General features: G+C 48.4%; 19 protein-coding genes. 6 read left to right on the forward strand and 13 right to left on the reverse strand.

Going from position 1 to position 21,281, the window contains the following annotated elements; all coding sequences use genetic code 11:
• Window positions 1–81 precede the first annotated feature (81 nt).
• From Q1A54_RS15810 to Q1A54_RS15830, 5 genes are all read right to left on the reverse strand, one after another.
• A complete protein-coding gene (locus tag Q1A54_RS15810) occupies window positions 82–2,166 on the reverse strand; it encodes an insulinase family protein (protein WP_196116878.1) in 2,085 nt (694 codons plus the stop codon).
• Window positions 2,167–2,177: 11 nt separating this feature from the next.
• Window positions 2,178–3,515: a pitrilysin family protein gene (locus Q1A54_RS15815; protein WP_196116879.1), complete on the reverse strand. Its 1,338-nt coding sequence runs from the start codon at window positions 3,513–3,515 to the stop codon at window positions 2,178–2,180.
• Window positions 3,516–3,810: 295 nt separating this feature from the next.
• Entirely contained in the window at window positions 3,811–5,016 is a 1,206-nt protein-coding gene (locus Q1A54_RS15820; protein ID WP_299990162.1) for a hypothetical protein, read from the reverse strand.
• Between the two features lie 9 nt (window positions 5,017–5,025).
• Window positions 5,026–6,411, reverse strand: a complete 1,386-nt coding sequence (gene dgt, locus Q1A54_RS15825) for a dGTP triphosphohydrolase (RefSeq protein WP_299990164.1) — start codon at window positions 6,409–6,411, stop codon at window positions 5,026–5,028.
• Window positions 6,412–6,429: 18 nt separating this feature from the next.
• Window positions 6,430–7,347, reverse strand: a complete 918-nt coding sequence (locus Q1A54_RS15830) for a DUF3667 domain-containing protein (RefSeq protein ID WP_299990165.1) — start codon at window positions 7,345–7,347, stop codon at window positions 6,430–6,432.
• A gap of 604 nt (window positions 7,348–7,951) precedes the next feature.
• On the opposite strand from Q1A54_RS15830, the gene Q1A54_RS15835 reads away from it, so the two are divergent.
• The gene (locus Q1A54_RS15835; protein WP_299990167.1) at window positions 7,952–8,425 is read left to right on the forward strand and encodes an Hsp20/alpha crystallin family protein; all 474 of its coding nucleotides are present in this window, start codon (window positions 7,952–7,954) and stop codon (window positions 8,423–8,425) included.
• Window positions 8,426–8,473: 48 nt separating this feature from the next.
• On the opposite strand, the gene Q1A54_RS15840 is transcribed toward Q1A54_RS15835, so the two are convergent.
• The 4 genes from Q1A54_RS15840 to Q1A54_RS15855 form a co-directional block, all read right to left on the reverse strand.
• Window positions 8,474–10,696: a T9SS type A sorting domain-containing protein gene (locus Q1A54_RS15840; RefSeq protein ID WP_299990168.1), complete on the reverse strand. Its 2,223-nt coding sequence runs from the start codon at window positions 10,694–10,696 to the stop codon at window positions 8,474–8,476.
• A 137-nt stretch (window positions 10,697–10,833) separates the two neighbouring features.
• Window positions 10,834–11,913: a site-2 protease family protein gene (locus Q1A54_RS15845; protein WP_299990170.1), complete on the reverse strand. Its 1,080-nt coding sequence runs from the start codon at window positions 11,911–11,913 to the stop codon at window positions 10,834–10,836.
• Window positions 11,914–12,001: 88 nt separating this feature from the next.
• A complete protein-coding gene (locus Q1A54_RS15850) occupies window positions 12,002–12,979 on the reverse strand; it encodes a TIGR03885 family FMN-dependent LLM class oxidoreductase (protein WP_299990171.1) in 978 nt (325 codons plus the stop codon).
• Between the two features lie 132 nt (window positions 12,980–13,111).
• Entirely contained in the window at window positions 13,112–14,023 is a 912-nt protein-coding gene (locus tag Q1A54_RS15855) for an alpha/beta hydrolase (RefSeq protein ID WP_299990172.1), read from the reverse strand.
• 134 nt (window positions 14,024–14,157) lie between these two features.
• Between Q1A54_RS15855 and arfB the strand changes: the two genes are divergently transcribed.
• Window positions 14,158–14,574: an alternative ribosome rescue aminoacyl-tRNA hydrolase ArfB gene (arfB, locus tag Q1A54_RS15860; protein WP_299990173.1), complete on the forward strand. Its 417-nt coding sequence runs from the start codon at window positions 14,158–14,160 to the stop codon at window positions 14,572–14,574.
• 204 nt (window positions 14,575–14,778) lie between these two features.
• The gene (locus Q1A54_RS15865; protein ID WP_299990174.1) at window positions 14,779–15,414 is read left to right on the forward strand and encodes a hypothetical protein; all 636 of its coding nucleotides are present in this window, start codon (window positions 14,779–14,781) and stop codon (window positions 15,412–15,414) included.
• Between the two features lie 178 nt (window positions 15,415–15,592).
• Here the strand turns inward: Q1A54_RS15865 and Q1A54_RS15870 are convergent, their stop codons facing one another.
• The 3 genes from Q1A54_RS15870 to Q1A54_RS15880 are packed head-to-tail and all read right to left on the reverse strand — an operon-like array spanning window position 15,593 to window position 16,215.
• Window positions 15,593–15,757 carry a hypothetical protein gene (locus tag Q1A54_RS15870; RefSeq protein WP_196116894.1) on the reverse strand — a complete coding sequence of 55 codons (165 nt, stop codon included), beginning with the start codon at window positions 15,755–15,757 and terminating at the stop codon, window positions 15,593–15,595.
• A 52-nt stretch (window positions 15,758–15,809) separates the two neighbouring features.
• A complete protein-coding gene (locus Q1A54_RS15875) occupies window positions 15,810–15,986 on the reverse strand; it encodes a hypothetical protein (RefSeq protein ID WP_196116896.1) in 177 nt (58 codons plus the stop codon).
• Between the two features lie 52 nt (window positions 15,987–16,038).
• Complete coding sequence (locus tag Q1A54_RS15880; protein WP_155800719.1) at window positions 16,039–16,215, reverse strand: hypothetical protein; 177 nt, start codon at window positions 16,213–16,215, stop codon at window positions 16,039–16,041.
• Window positions 16,216–16,557: 342 nt separating this feature from the next.
• On the opposite strand from Q1A54_RS15880, the gene Q1A54_RS15885 reads away from it, so the two are divergent.
• Window positions 16,558–17,403 (forward strand): cyanophycinase, encoded by an 846-nt coding sequence (locus Q1A54_RS15885; protein ID WP_196116899.1) that lies wholly within the window; start codon window positions 16,558–16,560, stop codon window positions 17,401–17,403.
• Here the strand turns inward: Q1A54_RS15885 and Q1A54_RS15890 are convergent.
• Window positions 17,400–18,308 carry an NAD(P)/FAD-dependent oxidoreductase gene (locus Q1A54_RS15890; RefSeq protein WP_299990175.1) on the reverse strand — a complete coding sequence of 303 codons (909 nt, stop codon included), beginning with the start codon at window positions 18,306–18,308 and terminating at the stop codon, window positions 17,400–17,402. The two genes, Q1A54_RS15885 and Q1A54_RS15890, sit on opposite strands and share 4 nt — an antisense overlap.
• Before the next feature lie 234 nt (window positions 18,309–18,542).
• Between Q1A54_RS15890 and Q1A54_RS15895 the strand changes: the two genes are divergently transcribed.
• Both Q1A54_RS15895 and Q1A54_RS15900 read left to right on the forward strand, forming a co-directional pair.
• Window positions 18,543–19,781 carry an outer membrane protein transport protein gene (locus tag Q1A54_RS15895; RefSeq protein ID WP_299990176.1) on the forward strand — a complete coding sequence of 413 codons (1,239 nt, stop codon included), beginning with the start codon at window positions 18,543–18,545 and terminating at the stop codon, window positions 19,779–19,781.
• A gap of 18 nt (window positions 19,782–19,799) precedes the next feature.
• Complete coding sequence (locus Q1A54_RS15900; protein ID WP_299990178.1) at window positions 19,800–21,221, forward strand: SGNH/GDSL hydrolase family protein; 1,422 nt, start codon at window positions 19,800–19,802, stop codon at window positions 21,219–21,221.
• The last annotated feature ends 60 nt before the right edge of the window (window positions 21,222–21,281 follow it).

The following is a 21,281-nucleotide window of genomic DNA, read 5'->3' on the forward strand; positions in this document are numbered from 1 at the left end:
TTTATAGGTATAGCTACAACAAAAAAAGCGGCGTGTCCATCTGGACACGCCGCTTTGCTTTGGGTTATTGGGTAAAGGTAATTAGATTTTGAAGGCGTCGTCGCTGATGCCTTTGTTCACTTCCACGCTCTGTACCTCGGCTTTAATCACCTGAGGGCCAACAACGGTCTCGATCACGTGCGGGTATTTCACACCGTCTACTTCTTTGTAGTTCTTGTAGCTCTTGGTCTGCGTGATAGCGCCCTGTGGCGTCTGCATGCTTTTTACATCTTTCAAAAGCAAACCTGTTGCTTTGTCGAAGTAATGAAGCGTCTTCTGACCGTTTGAGGCTGTTGCTTCCACAATATAGGCGTCAGCGCCATCCACTTTCTCCTGACCGGATACAGCTGTCTTGATGCCGAACTTCTCGAAACGGGTCATGGAGAACATGTCAGATTCCGCTTTAGAAGAAGCAAGTTCCTCGGCAGTCATATCTTTGTTCACACCTTGCATTGGAGCTTCCATTTTGCCTTTGTCACCGTTGATGATCACACGCTGCATTGGGTTGTTGTTCATCAAGATCTGGATTAGCATTTTGTCAGCACCTTTCTGCTGCTGCTTGAAAACAAGCGGCATGCCCTGTACACTGGCATTCATAGTTACTGTCACATCTTTCACCTTCTCGATGTTCGCTTTGCCACCAATCGCCTGAATGTACTTAGCGATAAGCTGATCAGCTGTCACATCAGTTGGTACCGCTTTGGCAGCTGCTCTGTCTACCTTTTCGCCAGTAGCGTCAAAGTACGTAATGGCGTTGTCGTCTTTGTCGAACGCCACCAGCTTATCAGCGATATCGGCGGCGTTACCTACGGCCAGGATGTACAGCTGGTCAGGACGCACATACTTCTGTGCTACACGCTGCACATCAGCTGCAGTAATAGATTCTACTTTCTTCAGGTAGTTGGCATAGTAGTCAGCAGGCAGTTTGTAGCGGGCAGTAGAGATGGCATACATCGCCACAGTGCCTGGGTTTTCCAAGCCACGTGCAAAGTTACCCGTGATGTAAGCCTTCGCATAAGCAAGCTCTTTGTCGGTTACCTGCTTTGTTCTGATGTCAGTGAATTCTTTCATGAATTCTGCAGCGGCACTATCAGTGACGGCGTTGCGCACACTCGCAGAGGCATTGAAGCGTCCGAGGATCTTGTCAGACGAAAGCGTAGAATAAGCGCCATAGGTATAGCCATTCTTCTCGCGTAGGTTCATAAACAGACGGGCTGTGCTGCCACCACCTAAAATGGTATTCATAACCTGAGTAGCAACAAAATCGTCAGCGCCTGGCTTAAGCTCAGCTGGGTTTGTGAAAGAAAGCACACTCTGTACTGCGCTCGGACGATCCACAATCACTACCTGCGTTTTGCCATCGTGCTTAGGCAGGTCGTAGTTGTGTGTTGGTACATTGCCTTTTTTCCACTTGCCAAACGATTTGTTCAGCAGCTTCTTCATCTCTTTTGGCGTCACGTCACCAACTACAGCCAGGTAGCCAATGTTCGGGCGGTAATATGTGTTGTAGTAGTTCTGTACATCGGCCAGCGTTACGCTTTCAATCGACTTCTCGGTCATCAGTTCGCCATTCGGGTGATTCTTACCGAAAAGCAGCGTGTTACGGATTTTACCCGCGATAGCGTCCGGGTTGTCTTTCTCAGAAGCAAGGTTAGCGGCCATCTGCTTTTTCACCTTGTCCAGTTCTTCCTGAGTGAAGTTCGGGTTCAGAAGCGCATCAGCAGTGAGGTCAAGCAAAGTAGGCAGGTTCTTCTTAAGGGAAGAAGCGCTGAAGCCAGTAGAGCTGAAAGAAAGATTAGCACCGATAAAGTCAACCTGCTCGTCGAGCTGGTCTTTTGTGCGCGACTTGGTACCTGTACGCATCATCTGGCCTGCCATGGCTACATAGCCTGCTTTGTCACCTTCCAAAATCGGGTCGCGGTCCAAAACCAACGACATGTTTACTACTGGTAATTTGTGGTTTTCTACCACGTATACCTTCAGACCGTTTTTCAGGGTGAAGTGCTCGTACTTACCCAGCTCAATTTTAGGAGCTGGACCAGCAGGAGGAGGCGTTTGTTTTGTTTGAGCTGTGGCTACCGTTGTAAGCGCCAGCATCAAAAGGAGTATGTTATATATTCTCTTCATGATCATCTAAATTAATTGCTTTGTTGAGCTGACTTAGGCAGGTAGTGCAACACCACGCGGTTGTTTTTGGTGAGGTACTTGTTAGCCACACGCTGGATGTCTTCTTTCGTCACCTTCATGTAACGATCGATCTCGTTGTTGATCAGGTTCGCATCGCCATAGTACACATGGTAGTTAGCCAGGTTCTCGGCACGACCAGCCACAGTGCTGTTCTGCTGCACAAACTGGCTTTCCATTTGGTTGCGCAGTTTCTGGAACTCACGCTCGCTAATCAGCTCTTTTTTCACAAGCTCAATCTCCGCATCCACAGCAGCTTCAAGATCCTTCACATCCACGCCCATGTTGGCAATGGCATAGGTCAGGAACAAGCCTGGGTCTTCAGTTGGGAAAGGGATAGAAAGGGCTGCAACCGCCTTCTGCTGCTTGTCCACGATAGCTTTCGGCATACGGGCACTTTTACCACCAGAAAGCAAAGTAGTCAGCATAGAAAGTGCGTAATGATCTTCTGTGCCCTGTGCAGGAATGTGGTATGCCTGAATAACGGCTGGCAACTGGATGTTGTCATACACGATTTTGCGGCGCTCTTCTGTCTGTGCAGGCTCTACAACCTTTGGTCTTGGAATCTCCTGCGTGCCTTTCGGGATCTTCGCAAAATACTGCTCGATCAACTTCTTGGTCTCGTCGATGTTGATGTCGCCGGCGATAGAAAGCGTAGCATTGTTAGGCACATAGAAGGTCTTATAGAAATCGCGGAATTCCTCGATTTTCGCATTGTTCAGGTCTTCGAAGGTACCGATCGGCGTGATTTTGTACGGGTGTTCGGTATAAGCAAGACCGAAGGTATTCTCCAGGATCGTGCCGTAAGGCTGGTTGTCCACGCGCATACGCTTCTCTTCCTGCACTACTTTACGCTGCGTCTCTACACCTACTTCGTCTACCTTAGCGCCTACCATACGCTCCGCTTCCATCCAAAGGCCTAGTGCCAGTTGGTTAGAAGGCAGTAATTCGTAGTAGTAAGTGCGGTCAAAAGAGGTATTGGCATTGAGGGAGCCACCGGCAGCCTGCACCATGTTCATGTACTGGCCACGCTCAATGTTCTCGGTGCCTTCGAACATTAAGTGCTCGAAAAAGTGAGCAAAGCCTGTGCGGCCTTTCACCTCGTTTTTTGAACCCACATGATACAGCACAGACACCGCCACGTTTGGTGTGGAATTGTCCTTGTGCAGGATCACATGCAGCCCGTTCGGGAGCGTATACTCCGTGAATTCGATCTTATTGCTCTTAGTTTGGGCGAAGGCCGCAAAGCCCGTAGCGCACCACATAAGGCAAAGGATAAGCTTACGTTTCATAAAATGATTGTTTAGGAATAGTAAAGCTCTATACACAACATGTGTTATAGAAACTATAAAATTAATCTAAAACTTAGAGGGGTTTTCCACAAATAGCTGAACACAGGAGATTGCTCTACAAATAGGGAGGAGAGGTAGATGAATAAGGAAATTTGTGGGATGAAGAGGAGTGCTGAGAGTGGCTTATACCTTATGTGTTAGTGTTTAAATCGAAGCCCCTTGCTTGGAGTTAGATTATAGGATTTGGAAGCGCTTCGTACTGTAAATGCTCTTATTGGCTAGTATAAAGCTCGATTTATAAGATCTGCTCCAACTGCTGCAAGATGAATTTTTTAGGTAGGTTAAGAAAGAGCGATAACAGAAAGAAAGCAAAGAGTGCATACTTCGCCTGGATAATATCTCGGTGTTTATCAGGAAGAGAGACCAAGGTATAAACTATCCCAACAAACAACGGAAAGCTGAATGGAGCCAGTAGTCTATAGTCGAGTGCATCAAAGTGAGAGACAAAGCGGAGTGCTAAAATAGCAGCCAGGTACAAGAGCGCTATACCAATGCATATCATCGAGAAGCTATTTTGCTTGAGCTCCTTCCAGAAGTTATAATGCCTATTTACTTTAATCGTGATAAAGGTAAATACGACCAATTGGATGATCGCTGTTATGTAAAGTAAGTAATCAGGTTGGTTCTGGGGTCTGTATTCGCGGATGATTAGGAATTCATTGATGAGTCCTTTAAGAGACATAAGCAGAAAGTGAATCCCTGATTCTGTTTCGGTCTCCAGTCTGTTAAGGCCAGTTGTATACCCGCTAAGTTGATAATTAATAAAAAGGTAGCTAGTGAATGAAAGCGTCGTCAGTGCTGAAACAAAGAAGAATAAGGACGCAATCTTATAATTTCCATTAAGGTAAAAATATAAACATAATATGGCCGGTATGCTCAATGAAAAGATGCCTGCATACCGTAATAGAAATAAACCAATGCAAGCTAAGAAAATAAGCATTGCATTACGTAGAATTGAAATACCATTATAGGTGCGAAAAGCTAGATAAGCAACTAGGAGGAGAACAAGTAGAAAAGGTGCTTCAGACCAGGTAGAGCTATAAATTTCCAATAAAGTGTAGCTTGAGCATATAGAGGCAAGCACAAAAGAGTAGCTAAGGCAAATACTCCGGAGAAACAGAAAGATGCCAGCCAATATAAGTAAGTTGAGCACTTTTGAAGCCCAAAAGACATCCAGGCCACTCATAACTGATGTCAGAAAAATTAGTATTGGGTATCCAATAGGCCATTTGGTAAAAAGTTGATCTTTATTGCCTGCTGTGTCTGTTTCGTAAAAGCCATACCCATCTTTAAAATTTTGGGCAGCATCTAGGTATGCCAATGAATCAGGTGTGGTATATCCAGTGCCTTCAACATTCACTCTAAAAAGAATAATTGCAGCAGTAAGCAGGTAAAGCAGTAATAAATATAAATCTGCCTTAAAGAAACGACCATTCAACATCCCAACCCCCTAATACATCCTCGGTAATTCAATCCCCTTAATCTTCCTATACAACCCCAATGCGGCCTGGTCGGTGAGGCTGGTCACGTAGTCGGTGATGTGGATGATGCGTTCGTAGTCGGAGGCGCCTTCGGGTAGCTTGAGGTAGTGCTGTGGTATGAGGTCAGCTATTTTACGGTGGTGCTTTGACTCCTGGCGAAATGCGGCTTTCATGCAGGCATCCAGCAAGCCGCCCAGCACCTCAAAGCCCGCTGCTTCGATCTCCAGTACCGGTTTATTGCGGTAGATCAATTCTATAGAAAGGCTTTTAATTTCGTCAAGTACGGGCTTGCAGGCGAGCTCGTTGATCAGCGGTTTGTCGTATGTGCCGGTTAATATAGCATCTTCATGCTGCAAAAAGATTTGCGAGGTTTCTTGTATCAGCTTTCCGATAATGCGGGCCCGCAGGTAACCAATCTCCTCACGCCAGTCATAAAAAGTAAGGCTGGAAACACGGTTAGGGTCATCGTTGAGGATTTGGCGCAGCAGCGCTATACCTTGCTGGTGCGGTACCAGGCCAAGCCGTAGCCCATCTTCAAAATCGATGATGCGGTAGCAAATGTCGTCAGCAGCTTCCACCAGAAATGCCAGCGGATGACGATGATAAAATACCTGGTCGTCAGCTCCTTTCCCCAAAAGACCTAATTCCTGTGCAATGGTGTCGAACCACGTCTTTTCGGTCTGGAAGAAGCCGTACTTCTTTTCGCTTGTATTTTTTGTGCCTTTCACTTCTGGCAGCGACTCCTTGGGGTACTTGGTGAATGTTGCCAGCGTCGTAAAGGTCAGGGCTAGACCACTGTGACTGACGCCATCAGGTAGCTTGCAATGTGCCGGGTAGGTATAGGTGAGCACTCTGAAACCAGCCGCATTGCCCTCAAAACGCTGCAGGTCGGCTTTCTGCGCATCTGTCAGGTTTGTTAAAAAAGGCTGGGCCTCCTCGCTCAGTAAATAAGCCGAAATGGCGTCTTCACCGGAGTGGCCAAATGGTGGGTTACCAATGTCGTGCGACAGGCAGGCAGCCGCAACTATATCTCCAAAGTCAGCCTCCTGTATATTCTTATCTCCTGTCAGCTCTGGGTAGCGCTCCAGTATACTTTTGCCCACAATACGTCCTAAAGATCGGCCTACTACAGAGGCTTCTAAGCTATGTGTAAGACGGGTATGCACAAAGTCGCTCTCTGGCATCGGCATGACCTGCGTCTTGTTCTGCAGGCGGCGGAAAGCTGAGGAGAATACAATGCGATCGTAGTCGCGCTGAAACTCACCGCGCACCGATTCATCTGAGCTATACCTATTGTCGGTCGTCTCAAAGCGTTTCTTTGAAATTAAGCGTTCCCAGGAGGTAGTAGGAGTCATGTAATAATAGGGTATAAGTTAACTGAGCAGCACGCTAATGCCAACAGTTGCTAAAAACAATGTGGCCAGTGATACCAAATAAGTCAAGCCGATCGGTAGCAGTTTAAGTGCTGTGCGCAGGTAAGATTCTTTGTATACATAGCGCAAAGCAAAGAACAGGTATGCCATACTGATCAGAAAGACCCAGCCATTGGTATCAATATTACTGAAAATCACCTCTACCAGTATGGCAAACATGATCAGCAGGAAAACAAAGGTATGGAAATGAACAGAGAACATCAGGTGCTCCACGTAATTGCGACGCTGTGATCTGTAAAACAGGTATAGGATAAACCCGAAGAACGGCATTAGTACAAACATCATAAAAGAGATGTTTTTTAGCAGCTTTTGCCTCGACTGCTCCTCATTTTTGAGGAAATTTCTAAACTTATTATCCACCTCTTCATTGATGATAACAGATGACGTGTCACCTGCAATGAAAGACGAGGTATCGTTGGCCAGAAGACCAGCCTTGGCTCTGGCCAGCGAATCTGCTTGCAATATCTGAGCGGCAGCTTCCGGGTTAGTTGCTTCCAATTGATTCTTTGCACTTTGAGCGTCACTGATCACAAGACCATCTGAAGCAAACAAGGCAACGGCGGTAAAGAAAAAGATGCTTACAAATACATAAAGTCTGAAAGGGGGTACGTAGGATACTCGCTTGCCCAGATTGAATTTCTCTGTCAGATAGCCGGGGCGGGTAATCAGGTACTTGAAAGTGAGCCAGAATTTTGTATCGTAGTGCAGGGTGCTCTCAAAAAACTCTTCTACCAGATGCTTAACAGGCACATTCAGGTCGTGGTTTTCCTGCCCGCAGTTAGGGCAGTAATTGTTAACCTCTTCGAAGGTATAGCCGCAATTGGGGCATTGTACAAATTTTCGTCTCTTTTTGGCCATAGGTATGCGTCAGGTAACATACTTGAAAGTCAAATATAGCATACTCACTATAATAAAACTACCATAGCTTTCATTCTAAGGGCTTTAGGTATGTATAATAATCTGTTGTTGTAACAATATAAATGTGTTTTAGAATGTTACTTTTTATAAGTGTTTTAAAGCATTTATGTGTGTTGCCAGGCCGATAAGTATCTTTATAGTTTGAAAATTAAGATTTATACAGCTATTATCAAAGTTACCTTTTAAGGTAAACTCTCCTTTTTGTGCTGCTGATGTTTCGCAACATTTGTATAGTTACTCGAGCCTATTCCGAGCAATGAAAAACAGACTGTCCCTTTCCAAGCTGTGAAAACAACATGCGAGCCACTGACTAAACCCTGCGTCGGGTATGCGCTTATGCTCCTGGAGTGTATGCCCTGACATCTGAAAACAAACCTTAACCCTGAAAAGCAGCCAGAAACAGATTATTGTTTCTGGCTGCTTTTTTTATTTTTATTCAGAGGTAAACTATAAAAAAATCAAGGCGTAAAAAATAGTGGAGTTACTCTATCCTAGTGAGCCAGATGACTCCAAATGTTCAACCATAACAAAAGGAGGTACCACTATGAAGCCAATGAAAAAAGAACGTACAGGAGGTGAGAGTCTCACTCCCAGGTCTTTCTTTACAGACTTTTTCAGCGATGTAGATCGTTTTTTTGAGAACGACCTGCTAAGAATGCCGGCGCAGATCGGACGACAGATTATGCGGAACATGCCTGCCACCAACATTCGTGAGAATGAAAGAGAATACACCATTGAATTGGCTGCCCCAGGTATGGCGAAAGATGATTTCGAAGTAAACGTGGATGAAGGGATGCTGACCATCAGCAGCCAAAAGGAACACGATGCTACAACAGAAGAGGATAACTATACCCGCCGCGAATATAACTACAGCTCATTCAGCCGTTCATTTAAGCTGCCGGACGCCGTGAAGGCAGAAGAAATAAAAGCGCGTTATGAAGAGGGCGTGCTGAAAATAACGGTACCAAAACAAGAGCAGACAAATACCGGCAATCGCAAGCGCGTAAGCATTGAGTAAGGTGCTTAGCTAAACTGAAAAAGGGGGCTCTACAGCCCCTTTTTTAGTTTATTGCACTTTGACCACTTTCGTGACGCCACTGTTGTTGCCCTCGCTCCAGCGCAGCACGTATGTGCCCGACGCCAGGTCAGATACGTTGACTTCGATGATGTCGGTGCCATCGGTTACGGTAGCTTCCAGATTGCGCACCTGTCGTCCCTGTATGTCATATAGCTGCATCTGCAAGGTAGAGGTGCTGCGCACCAGGTACTCGATCCGCAGCGTTTCACCTGGCGAACCATTGGCATTGGTGGTCAGCCCAATTGGGTTAGGGTATACCCTGAAGACGCGAAGGTCGCTTGGGTTGAGCACCAGCACTCTGCCTGAGAACGCTTCTGAGTTATTGCTGTAGACCACACGCAAGCGATAATAGCTGCGGCGCGGCAGCGGACTGCTGTCAGTAAAGGTATAGTCGCGGGCTTGTCCGGAGGCCGGAACCTGACCTACGTCTTCCCAGGTTTGTCCGTCCTGGCTGCGCTGAACCACAAAGCGTGCTATACCTTGCTCCGTGCTGGTTGTCCATATCACCTCTACGGCACCAGCATTTGTAAAGGCAGCGTCAAAGGTAAAGATCTCGGAAGCCAGGTTGCACTCGCCATCCAGCTTAGGTGTCATGGCAGAGCGCCCTCCGCAGGCAGGAGGGGTAAGGCTCCGGTTTAGTACCAGGTTGGCTCCTGCTATATCAGGAGGAGTCAGATCACGGATTTGCGTCCTGCGGCCTATATTATAGTGCATCAGGGTGTTCGGCAAAATAACGTGGCCAAGCTGGTGCGCATGACCCAACTCGTGTAGGATCACCGTTTCGAAGTCGAATTGATTGGTGGCCGGAGCACCCGGGCCGTACTGCCAGGTGATGTTGCTGTTGATCTCCATGTCAAATTCCGTGAGCCAAAAGGTCGTATCGCGACGCGTACCGCTAATGGCCACGCAGCCTCTATACTTGCTTATCGTGCGAGCTAGCACACCTTGACCAGTCACAGCTGAGGACGCAAAGCGAATGACGCTACGGCTATCATCAGCTGAACTCTCCGTTGTGGTAGCGGCTCCGATTATCCAGTTTACATTTGTGGTGCATACCCAATTGTTCACAGCGCGTCTGAAGCCTTCCTGCGCAGCTGCTCTGTTTTGCATGCTAGGGGCAAATTGTATGGTGTAGCCGCCGCTTCTGTTTGCATCAATCAGCAGAGGCTGGAAGGGTGTGTTGCCACCCTCAGCCACTACATTGGAATAAGCGAATTCGATTATCAGCGTACCGGCACTCATACCAGAAGTTCCGTCATTAGCCGTGACTTGTATCTGACCTGTGCCAGCCGTACCGCCTGTCTGGGTATAAGAAGGGACCCTTAATCTAATCTGGTTATTGCTCCATGATATGTAGTCAGAGGCATAGGGGCGGACCATAGTAGTGCCTCCGTCGTCGGCATTGGGGAACTCTACAAATCCGTTGCCCCGTGAACTGCCGAAGCCTGTGCCGTTAATGGTGAGGATGGCGCTAGTACCGGCACTGGTGCGGGCAGGGCTAAAGCTGGTTACCACGACAGCCTGCGTCGCCTGCGTGCTCTGCTGCTGCAGCTGTGCCTTTAGACCTGAGTCCAGCCTGTCATTCGCAATAACAGTTTTATATTGCTGCCCCATGCGGGAAGTCACCGTCTGGTAAACCTCCTGCACCGACTTGTACTGCCTGAACGGATCGGCAGCAGTACCCCGTTCTACATCATAGCGCACAAAACCCTGCCGGCTGGCGTATGGTCTGGCAATAACTGAAGCTGCACTGGCAACTATACCTGTAGGAGCACCTCTGCTCAGAAAAAACATGCCCTGCTGCCCTTTTTGCAGCTGAAGTGCTGATGAAACGGTATGCATCGCCAGGCCAACGGTACCACCATCCGTGATCACCTCTACCTGACGTTCCTTTACTTCTCCCTTGAATATTTTGAAAAGTCGGACAGTATGTGCTGTATAGATAAGCTCCTGTTTGGCATCCCAGAATGATCTTTGAGCTACTACTTCGCCCTCCACGATGATGTCCGCCGCTTTTATGCGCTCTTCAAGTGGAATAGGCACCATGTGCAGGTCTTCGGAGGCTTGTGCCGCAAAGGAAATCACCGAAAGAAGTAATGCCAACATGATGGCAGCGCTTCGTGACCACAGGCGGTCAGGTGTTGGGAGTATGGTGGTCATAGACTGGTGCGGATTGTCAGTTTTGCTATCGATAAAATCAGGATGTCGCATTCCTAAGCGGCCATAACGTTCTATTACGCAAAAGGATGTGCAGAGGTATGCGTGGTTTAATGCCAAATATAATAAAATTGTGTGTCAGGAGCAGTAAATCAAGTATAGCTTTTGCCAGACAGCCATAGTTTTAGAAGTTAATGAGCCAGGGCAGATTTTATCAGAATAAATTCATTGATGTTATCCGTGTTGATCACACCGGCAAGGCGACCATTCTCGAGTACCGGGTAGAGTGGCGCCTTTGTTTTCTGTAGTTCCGTGTAGGCCTCAGCTAGCTTGTCCTGCACATTGAAAGCTTTAACCTCCTGTGTCATAATATCCGATACCGGGCTCTCTATTTTTTCTTCTTTTACGGCTTGTATCAGCTGCATCCGGGTGAGCGTACCAACCACCAGTCCGTCCTGTTCCACCACAAAGTCATGCTCCGAGCCTTTGAGGAGTTTGCCAAGGGCGTCGCGCACGGTTTCGGTGGGGGCCAGTGTCAAGAAATTGGTCATCATGCCTTCGCGCACCAGATGGCCGCGCAGGAAGTCAAGGTGCTGCACGATCATGTTCTCGGACCAGGCGCCAAAGAAAACGAAGATGCCGATCAGGATCAGAAAAGGGTTGTAGAAAAAGCCGATAAACACAAAGAAGATTGCCAGCATCTGCCCCAGGTTTGCCGCTATCTGAGTAGCCCGCACCCGACCTAACTTAAAAGCCAGCAAAGCCCGCAGCACACGCCCGCCATCCATCGGAAACGCAGGTATGGCATTGAAGATGACAAGCATCAGGTTTACAAAGAATAGCAGGTATAGAAAGTTAGCCGGTGTGATGCGTGTAAAAAACTCTTCGCCGGGTATCTCATTCAGAGAAGGCAGTATCAGCCAGAGAACAAAGGCGATCACCACATTCACGGCAGGACCGGCGATGGCGATCATGAGTTCCTGTTTCGGGTTCTCAGGTATACGCTCTAGGCTGGCCACACCGCCTATGGGTAGAAGCGTGATCATTTTGGTGCTGACGCCATAGCGCCTTGCCGTGAGGGCGTGCCCAAGCTCGTGCAGCACCACGCACAAAAAAATGGTCATCACAAAAGCCACCGACAAAAGAGTGGTGGTCATGTCGGAACCCCGCTGCATTTCCGAAAACACGATCCAACCGATCAGGATCAGGAATGTCCAGTGCACCAGAATCTTGATGCCCGCTATTCTGCCAAGGTTAAGGGACCATTTCATAGGGTGTCGATACGTGACGTGTTATACCTGTAACGTGCTTATACGCTATAAGTTAATAGCCAAACATGCTTTGTGGCAGTGCTATACCTTATCTTAAAAGCTGCGGCACAACCTTGTCACCAAACACATCGATAAAGCGCTCCTGCTCCAGGTTCACATTATGCAGAATCAGCTGACTAAAGCCCAAATCGATGTCCTGCTGCAGCCACTCGAGGTGCTGGCCTGGATCGGCTGAAACCCGAACATGCTCCCGAAGGTCTTCTTCTCGCACAAACATGGCTGCCTGCTCCAATTGCTTGGCCGTGCGCATGTCAGAGAGCACAGCACTCGGGAAGATATTGGATCGCCACTGATCATGGGCTCCCTGTAGGGCCGCTTTCTCGTCTTTGTCGTAAGAGAGCTGGACTTTCAGGTACATGGGTTTGCCTTCGCCCCCGCCTCTGTGGAAGGCCTCCACCATTTTCTTGAGTTCTTTTGGCGGCTTTGATACGGTGATCATGCCGTCGGCCCAGCTTCCGACCCACTCCGCAGTCTCTTCGGTGATGGCCGCCCCGATTATTTTAGGAGCTACCTTGGCACGGGTATAGAGTTTGGCCTGCTCTACTTTCACCAGACCGTGGTGGGTGACAGTCTCGCCGTCCCAAAGCGCCCGTATAATGTCGACGCATTCCTTAAGCCGGTTGTTGCGGTCTTGCTTCACAGGCCAGGGATCACCGGTAATTTGCTCGTTGATGTATTGCCCGCTGCCCATGGCTACCCAGAAGCGCTCCGGAAATATCTCGGCCAATGTAGCGGCAGCCTGCGCAATGATGGCCGGATGGTAACGCTGGCCTGGCGCATTGACTATACCAAAAGGCAGTTTGGTAGCCTGCATGGCCGCTCCAAGCCAGGACCATGCAAAGCCGCTTTCGCCCTGGTCGAGGCTCCAGGGTGCATAGTGATCAGATGACATGGAGGCATTGAAGCCCGCTTGCTCGGCCTTTTGTACATACTGGAGGAGCTCACTCGGCTTAAACTGTTCGTGCGAGGCATGGTAGCCGATTCGGAGCGTGTTGTTTTCGTTCATAGGTATAGCCACAAATTTATTCTATGGCATACGGCGATGCTTTGGGCTTTGGTTTCGCGAGAGGCTACAGACACAAAAAAAGGAACAAACCAATATGGCCTGCCCCTTTCTTGTCCAGGTAGATAGTCTGGGTTATTTTACTTTCGCCAGAAAGGTTTTCACATGCTCGTGGAAAAGCGCCGTCTGTTCCTGATAAGGGCAATGGCCCGTTGCCATAGGGCGGTAAGTGGCGTTCCTGAACTTAAACAGCCGGTAATGTTCAGGCCCTACTGATAAATCATTGTGGCCCGAAATGACCAGTACCGGCATTTTAAGCGATGCGCTCTTAATGGTGAAGTCCTGCGCGTATTCCGGGAAGTCCCATACCTTACTGCCAAAGTCCCAGTTGAGTGTAGTGTCCATCACGGCGTTTATTTGGTCAAACATTTCCTTTTCAGGATACATCATCTTGTACATTACATCCTGCTGGTTCAGCTGATAGGCTACTCCATTGAGGGCTTCACCGATTGAGCCACCCGTTTTGCGGAAGTCGGACTCGGGTTTGCCCAGCAGGCGAGCGCCGTTCTTGATGTAACTTTCCAGGGCATCGTTCAGGTATAGCGTGGAGTTTACGAAAATGGCAGCACTGACACGCTTCGGATGTTGGTAAGCATACTCGGTCGCGATAGTGCCACCAAAGGAGTGCGGCATGATCATCCATTTGTCGTAACCCAGGTGCTCGCGCAGCTCTTCAAAGTCCTGCACCATGCGGGCCAGTGAGTAGTCTTTGTTTTCAGAGCTGGAGGAACGGCCGCAGCCACGCTGGTCCACGTAGATCATGGTCATGTCCTGTTCCACCACATCGCCGCCCAAGGCATAGAAATACTTAGTCCAGGAGCCGGGGCCGCCGTGGATAAAGAGGCAGGGCTTGCCCTCGCCTGCCATGCGTACGTATAGCTGCACACCGTCTGAGGTAGTGAAGTAAAATGACTTGCTGACTGCCTGCGTGATTTGCGGAAGCACCAAGAGTGTGAGTAGCAGGCAAACAAAGCGTAACTTTATCATGAAGCCGTATTAGGAGATCAAAAATTTCACAAAAGACGCTCAAAAAGATGAAAAGACGCATATTTGCGGCATATTATTGGTGAACAGGTATAAAGAGCTGGCTACAAGATTGATTTGGAAGGTATAGCATCAGTATGACAGATATTAAAGAACGTGACTTTGAGCGGGAGCTGAGCTTTCAGGCTTCGCGCAGTGGGGGAGCCGGCGGGCAAAACGTGAATAAGGTAGCCAGTAAAGTAGAACTGCGCTTCCATGTGGGCGACTCGGAATTGCTGACGGACGAGGAGAAGGCACTGATACAGGAGAAACTGGGCAGCCGCATCAACAGTGAGGGCGTGCTGCAGGTGGTGTGCCAGGCAGAGCGCAGTCAGCTGCAGAACAAGGAACAGTGCATCGAGCGCTTCTATGAGCTGATCCGGCAGGCACTTACCCGACAGAAAAAGCGGAAAGCCACCAAGCCTACACGCGCATCCGTACGCAAACGCCTGGAAGGGAAGCGCCGCCAATCCGACAAAAAAGCCAGTCGCGGCGGGTTCAAAGGCAACTACTAAGGTATAGCGAAGGTCAATTTTCCTGCTCAGGTATACGAGTCCGGCCAATGCGACCGTTTCCATAATTCAGCTCCATTAGTGCTACGCTACTATAGTCAGGGCTCTTTTCAAAAAAACATCGGCGAGATGGCATTGCACTGCCTTACTTGTGCAGAATAGGTAAGATATTTGCAGCGGCAAGAGTCAGACTCCGAATACAATTCCATGAAGAAGATTTTTATTACGATACTATTGGTGGCGGGTGCGGCTACGGCCAGCCAGGCGCAGAAATACAGAACAGCAGCAGGTATACGACTCGGTGGCGATCAGTTTGGTGCTACCGTACAGCAGCGCATTGCAGAGAAAACCACACTGGAAGGTATAGCGCTGGTAGGGTCGCGGGAGTATAGCGGCACCTTGCTTTATCAGCGGCACTGGCCCATGCTGGGCAAGCGCTTCAACTATTACTTGGGCGGCGGCGGCCACATCGGAAATCTGAAAGACCAGGGCGTATTCACTGGTTTGGATGCCATTGTGGGGGTGGAGTACAAGATAAATGGCTTGCCCATACTGCTCTCAGCCGACGTAAAACCAGCCCTGCACTTCAACCACGAAGACTGGGTAAACCTGGCCACAGGCATCTCGATCCGATATGTGATCGTGCCGGAGAAGAAAGAGAAAAAGAAGATTTGGCCTTTTGGCAAGCAAGAGGTGGAAGAGGAGAAATCAGGTTGGCCTTTTGGCAAGAAGAAAGAGCCGGAGCCGCCTAAAAAGAAGGTATGGCCATTTGGAAAGAAAGAGGAGCCTGCTCCCGAGAAGCGCATAGACCTGAACAAGATATTCAAGAAAAAGGAAAATTAGCAACAATCGCCCGACCCCATTCAGGTCGGGCGATTGCTGTTTTATAAGGGCAATGTCTTTCTGTTCGCCCTGTCTGTGCAAGAGCGTAACGGTAATGCAGGAAAAGGCTTTGTAAATGCTGGGCCTAGGTATAAGCTTTGTTATACGGTTTGGCAAAGGCCCTGAAAAAGGTGCGGTACTACAGCATGGCCACGGGCTGAGAAGCAGGAGCTTCAGTGCTGTAAAGCAATGTGAGGCGCTCCTGTTGCAAGCGATCAGCCAGCAGCACACGCTCGTCAACGGTTTTTTTCAAGGCGAAGCCAAAGGCGGCTACCAGGGCTAACAAAAGAATGATGATTTTCATGGTTTTATTTAGTACTAATGGCGGAGTTAGGAAACAGGTATAATCAGGTACGCTACTTTATCAGAGAGTCACGCGAAATGGTAATCACTACCTCAGGAAGCAGGTTAGGATAACGCTCCAGCTCCTTTAGTTCCTGGCGGTGCTTCATTTCTTTCAAGTCGCTGGTAGTTTTTTTGCCAGCAGCGCCGAAGGCGGCTGTAAGTCCAAACAAAAGAATTAGGATTTTCATAGTAATTCAGGTTAAGATGATGGTGTGTATTGGGTTGAGATCAGTCAGGGTGTTAGGCCTTTGGTGCTACGATCAGCACTTCTGGCAACAGGTTAGGGTAGCTGCGTAGCTCTTTTTGCTCTTGCTGCAGTTTGTACTTAGCGGCTGTTACTCTGATGTCGTCTGCTGTCTTTTTGCAGGTGGCTCCGAAGCCGAGTACTATGGCGAATAATAAGATGATGATTTTCATAATAGTTGATATTTAAAAGGTTTTTCGTTTCATGTTGTAAGTACTTAATAGATAGAGGAGTTAGGTAAAAGGTTGCTTGGTGTTCCTAAATTTTTTTTATTTCTGATTAGCATATTACATTTTATGTGCCAATCGGATAAAACGCTGATAATAAGCAGTTTATGAATTTAGATTAATGGTTTGTCTACTTAAATCGTCCAATAGCGTACAGGTGTTTGTTCGAAAACGAACAGGATTTTAACAGACTGTCGTGCTGTTCAGATCTTTTTGGGCACTCAATTGTAAAGTATACAGGCGTTTATCGTGAAGAGAACGTGAATAATCAAGCAAACAGGAGCACTTATGTATAAAGGCACTTTAATAGCGCTCGGAGGTGGGTATGATGATGACTTAATTAAGTTGATCAGGTCTGAGATATGCCCGATACATTCCCGTATCGAAGTAATAGCAACTGCTACCAGTGATCCAGAAGAGTCTGGTAAGGCGTATAAAGAAGCCTTTGAAGAGCTAGGCTGTGACTGCGTACAGTTCATGCTCATCGACGAAAACCACGCCGCTGACCAGCCAGAGTATATCAGCCGCATCCAGCAGGCTGACGTTATCTTCTTTACGGGAGGGGACCAGGTTCGTTTAATTGAGTTTCTGAACGGAACACAGCTGCTCGAGATCATGCGTCGCCGTTATCACCAGGAGCCCATCATCATAGCCGGCACCAGCGCAGGAGCCGCCATCATGTCAGATCGTATGATCTACGATGGCTACGGTCATTACTCGCTTATCAAAGGAGAGATGAAAACTACGATCGGCTTCGGGTTTATCAGCCATGTGTACATCGACACGCACTTTGTGGAGCGTGGCCGTTTCGGGCGACTAGCCCATGCTGTGGCGCACGATCCGGCGTATGTTGGCGTGGGGTTGAGCGAGGAAACGGGCATTATTATCAAAGAAGGGAACAAAATAGAAGTGTTCGGCACGGGAGTCGTGACAATCATTGACGCCAGCAAGATCCGGTTCACCAACACAAGGCAGGTATCAGAAAACCAGCCCATTGCCGTAGAGCACCTGATCATGCACATGCTGGTAGAAGGATACCGCTATTGTCTGAAGGAGCACCTTTTTCAGCCTGTGGAGCAGCATCTGCCAAGCCCCGCCCAGGAGGCCAGCGATGCTACTGCCAGCATGGCCTAAGGTTTTACTCTGTCTTCCTGCTGCAACTCCATGTTGATGGCCACCCCGGCTTTGGCGCCTTCGGCCGCCGCCACAATTACCAGTTGCATATCACGGGCCGCATCACCGGCCACATAAAGGCCCGGAATATTGGCTTGCTGGAGACGACGTGTCTTGATAACGCCTTTGCCGGTAAATTCACAGCCCAACTGCCGGCCGATATCCGACTGCTGACTGGTTTCGCCCGAAAAGAAGAGCGCGCCCTGTTGCTTCGACTCGCCGCTCTGCAAAACAATCCGCTGTAGCATGCCGTCATCGCCCTCCAGACGGACAATGGCTTCCGTGCATACCTTAACCCCGTTTAGGTTAAGCAATTCCATGTCTTTGTTGTTGAGTTTCTGGGTGCCGTCGGTATACAAGGTCACATCGTCACTCCAGTTTTTCATGGCCAGGGCCTGGCCTATGCCGCTGCGGTCTTTTCCGTACACAGCTATGGCTTTGTCACGATTTTCCCAGCCGTCGCAGTATGGGCAGTGGTGCACACTTTTACCATAAAGTTCTTCTATACCTTCCACTTCAGGCAGAGCATCTCTAAGGCCGGTAGCCAGCAGCATCTTGCGTGAGTGGTATACATTTTTGTCCTCGTCGTCTACTACATACTGGCCTTTGCTATAGGTGGCTGTTTTCACGGCACGGTCTATTATCTGCACGCCGTATTTTACTAGTTCTTCCCGCCCCTTCTTTATAAAATCACGCGGGTTCACCCCGTCACTGGACAAAAAGCCATTCATGCTGGTGGCCCAGCGGTTGCGGGGCTTGCCACTGTCAAACAAGAGCACCTTGCGGCGCGAACGTCCCAGTATCATGGCAGCATTCAGACCAGCAGGCCCTCCTCCAATTATAATCACGTCGTATTGTTCCTTCATTTGGGTTTTAAGTTGAGACTCTATAAACGCAGAATCCCTCTCTGGGATAGCCTTCGCATCAAAAAAACTGCTTTTGGGAAGCTTTGTTCAAAGCAGTCCGGAGGGAACAGAAAATTTTTCGACCAAAAACTGATTTTATTTGAAAAAAGGTGGTGTATGTGCTTTAGGAAGTATGAATGTTTTATATATTTGTTTTACCTTATTAACACCCTATATTTAAACAAGTCGCATTTTATGAAAAGCAAAATCTTAGCCTTATTAGGTAGCGCCCTGCTCACAGGTACGGCCATGGCTGGCGGATACCAGGTAAACCTGGCAAGCCAGCGCCAGATCGGTATGGGCCACACGGGTACAGGCCTTCTGACAGGTACGTCCAGCATCTTCTTTAACCCTGGAGCCATGAGCCACATCGGCTACAGTGGCGTGACGATAGGCGGCAGTGCGCTTGTCTCCAGAATCGCTTATTCTGCTCCTGAGTCTGGAGGTGTTACGGCTCGTACAGATAACCCACTGGGTACTCCCTTCCAGGTATATGGCGTGTACAACATAAATGAGAAATTCTCTGCCGGCCTTGGTGTATACACTCCCTTTGGCAGCACCGTGAACTGGGGCGATCAGTGGAGCGGCCGTTATGGATTGAACCAGCTGAAACTGCAGGCTATTTATGTGCAACCGACTATTAGCTATGCTATCACAGACAAGCTGGGTATAGGTGTAGGTCTTTCGTATGTAATTGGAAGTGTAAACCTACAGCGTTCGCTGCCTGTGCAGAGCCAGGACGGCACTGAAGGCGGTATTGAACTGGATGGCAGCGCTGAATCAGCGTTTGGCTTCAACGCAGGTATCTTCTTCCAGCCAACTGAGAAACTCTCTATCGGTGTGAACTACCGCTCCAAAGTAGACCTGAGTGTAGAAGGTGGCGATGTGATGTTCAGTAACATTCCAGCGGCTGCACGCGGCAACTTCCCTGATGGCACGACTTTCAACGCGGAGCTTCCAATGCCTTCAACACTTTCAGTGGGTATAGGTTTCAAGCCGAACGAGCGCCTGACATTAGCTGCTGATGTGAGCCATGTAGGCTGGGATGCTTACGAGAAGCTGCGCTTCGACTTTAGCCAGAACGTGGGTGGCAGTCCTTTCTCAGAGGCCGGCCGTAATTACGAGAACGCTTTCATCTATCGCATTGGTGGTGAGTACATGGTGAATGACGCCCTGGCCCTTCGTGCCGGTGCTTACCTTGACAAGACGCCTGTACAGGACGGCTACCTGACACCAGAAACGCCGGATTCAGACTCACGCGGTCTTTCTGCAGGTATAGGCTATTCCGTTTCTGAAAACTTCAGCATCGACGCTTCTTTCCTTTATATTAACAGAAAAGAGAGAACTGATGCCGCTAACCTGTCTGGTGGTGTACCAGGCACTTTCAAGGCTGTGGCCTACATTCCTGGCATTGGTCTTAACTTCAAATTCTAATTTTCTTCATTTAAGTATATGAAAAAGTTTTTCTTTAAATCGAGTGCGCTTGCCTTGATGGCGGGTGTATTCTTAACAAGCTGCGATCCAGACATCGACACACCTTCTTCGAGCTCGGGACAGGCTGACTTTACTTCCTACATTGCTGTAGGTAACTCTCTTAGTGCAGGATATGCTGATAATGGTTTAACGCGTGCAGGTCAGATGGCCTCAACGCCTGCTATACTTGCAGAACAATTCAAGAAAGTAGGTGGAGGTGAATTTGAGCAACCCCTGTTTACAGAAGCTCAGAAGAATGGTAGTGGTTACATGAGGTTGGTTGGTTTTACTGCTCAGGGATCTCCGATCACTCAAACTGTAACTACAGACTTGGCTCTGCGCAGCCAGAACCCTGTTCTTTTCACAAAGTATACCGAGAATGTTAATAACCTTGCTATACCTGGAATCAGAACTGCTGATGTAAATACAGTTGGTTATGGCAGCACGCAGGGCAATCCTTATTTTGAAAGGCTGACTGATAATCCTGGACTTAGCTATTTGCAATATGTGCAGGCACAGGCACAAGCAGCTGACCATACTTTCTTCAGCTTATGGATGGCTGAGAACGACGTGCTAGGCTACGCTACATCAGGAGGTGCTTTTGCTGATAGAAATATCACGCCAGTAGCTGATTTTGACAAGAACTATACAGATCTGCTTAATGTATTAGCAGCTAATGGAAAAAAAGGTATTCTCGTGACTGTACCTGACGTTACAGCTATACCTTTCTTCACTACTGTAGGCCCATCTGTAAAACAGCTTCTTGCTGCCAATAACATCCCTGGTATGGTAGCACTTACAGGTGCTGGCAGCCAGCGTATGCAGTTTGCGGCAGCTCAAATCAACGCGGCTCAGAATGGTATTTATTTTCCACTTACAGCGGCGGCATATGCGCCATTTGTTGGTCAGCCTACTGGTAAGTACTGGAGAGATCTTGCTCGCCAGGCAAGCCCAAGTCAAGATCCATTGGTGATAAGAGGTACTCTGGCTATGATGCTATTGAACTACCAAATTGACACAACTGCTATGTTTGGTCTATCTGCCGGTAACCCACTCCCAAGTGCATTGGTGCTGGACGCAACTGAGCAGCAGAACATCAAGAATGCTACTACAGGCTATAACAATATTATCAAAGCGCAGGCTGAAGCCAGAGACCTGGCATTGTTTGATGCACATGCTTTCTTCAACTCCATTCAAAGCGGGTTTGCAAAAAATGGTGTACCATATTCCCCAGCTTATATAACTGGTAATCTTTTCTCTCTTGATGGTGTACATCCAACGCCTCGAGGCTATGCAATACTTGCAAATGAAATGATTAAAGTAATCAATGCGAAGTATAACGCTAATGTGCCATTTGCTGACGAAACGCAGTACCGCACAGTAGAATTCCCTGTGCAGTAATACACGGTATCTCCGTAACAAGAAAGGCGCCTCCCGCAAAGGAGGCGCCTTTCTCTTTTT

It is taken from the genome of uncultured Pontibacter sp. (genome assembly GCF_947502515.1).
In the GTDB taxonomy this organism is placed as follows: domain Bacteria; phylum Bacteroidota; class Bacteroidia; order Cytophagales; family Hymenobacteraceae; genus Pontibacter.

Bases quoted from the DNA above. Each gene is read 5' to 3' on its own strand.
- Q1A54_RS15810 (WP_196116878.1), bottom strand. From the start codon at position 2,166: ATGAAGAGAATATATAACATACTCCTTTTGATGCTGGCGCTTACAACG.
- Q1A54_RS15815 (WP_196116879.1), bottom strand. From the start codon at position 3,515: ATGAAACGTAAGCTTATCCTTTGCCTTATGTGGTGCGCTACGGGCTTT.
- Q1A54_RS15820 (WP_299990162.1), bottom strand. From the start codon at position 5,016: ATGTTGAATGGTCGTTTCTTTAAGGCAGATTTATATTTATTACTGCTT.
- dgt (WP_299990164.1), bottom strand. From the start codon at position 6,411: ATGACTCCTACTACCTCCTGGGAACGCTTAATTTCAAAGAAACGCTTT.
- Q1A54_RS15830 (WP_299990165.1), bottom strand. From the start codon at position 7,347: ATGGCCAAAAAGAGACGAAAATTTGTACAATGCCCCAATTGCGGCTAT.
- Q1A54_RS15835 (WP_299990167.1), top strand. From the start codon at position 7,952: ATGAAGCCAATGAAAAAAGAACGTACAGGAGGTGAGAGTCTCACTCCC.
- Q1A54_RS15840 (WP_299990168.1), bottom strand. From the start codon at position 10,696: ATGCGACATCCTGATTTTATCGATAGCAAAACTGACAATCCGCACCAG.
- Q1A54_RS15845 (WP_299990170.1), bottom strand. From the start codon at position 11,913: ATGAAATGGTCCCTTAACCTTGGCAGAATAGCGGGCATCAAGATTCTG.
- Q1A54_RS15850 (WP_299990171.1), bottom strand. From the start codon at position 12,979: ATGAACGAAAACAACACGCTCCGAATCGGCTACCATGCCTCGCACGAA.
- Q1A54_RS15855 (WP_299990172.1), bottom strand. From the start codon at position 14,023: ATGATAAAGTTACGCTTTGTTTGCCTGCTACTCACACTCTTGGTGCTT.
- arfB (WP_299990173.1), top strand. From the start codon at position 14,158: ATGACAGATATTAAAGAACGTGACTTTGAGCGGGAGCTGAGCTTTCAG.
- Q1A54_RS15865 (WP_299990174.1), top strand. From the start codon at position 14,779: ATGAAGAAGATTTTTATTACGATACTATTGGTGGCGGGTGCGGCTACG.
- Q1A54_RS15870 (WP_196116894.1), bottom strand. From the start codon at position 15,757: ATGAAAATCATCATTCTTTTGTTAGCCCTGGTAGCCGCCTTTGGCTTC.
- Q1A54_RS15875 (WP_196116896.1), bottom strand. From the start codon at position 15,986: ATGAAAATCCTAATTCTTTTGTTTGGACTTACAGCCGCCTTCGGCGCT.
- Q1A54_RS15880 (WP_155800719.1), bottom strand. From the start codon at position 16,215: ATGAAAATCATCATCTTATTATTCGCCATAGTACTCGGCTTCGGAGCC.
- Q1A54_RS15885 (WP_196116899.1), top strand. From the start codon at position 16,558: ATGTATAAAGGCACTTTAATAGCGCTCGGAGGTGGGTATGATGATGAC.
- Q1A54_RS15890 (WP_299990175.1), bottom strand. From the start codon at position 18,308: ATGAAGGAACAATACGACGTGATTATAATTGGAGGAGGGCCTGCTGGT.
- Q1A54_RS15895 (WP_299990176.1), top strand. From the start codon at position 18,543: ATGAAAAGCAAAATCTTAGCCTTATTAGGTAGCGCCCTGCTCACAGGT.
- Q1A54_RS15900 (WP_299990178.1), top strand. From the start codon at position 19,800: ATGAAAAAGTTTTTCTTTAAATCGAGTGCGCTTGCCTTGATGGCGGGT.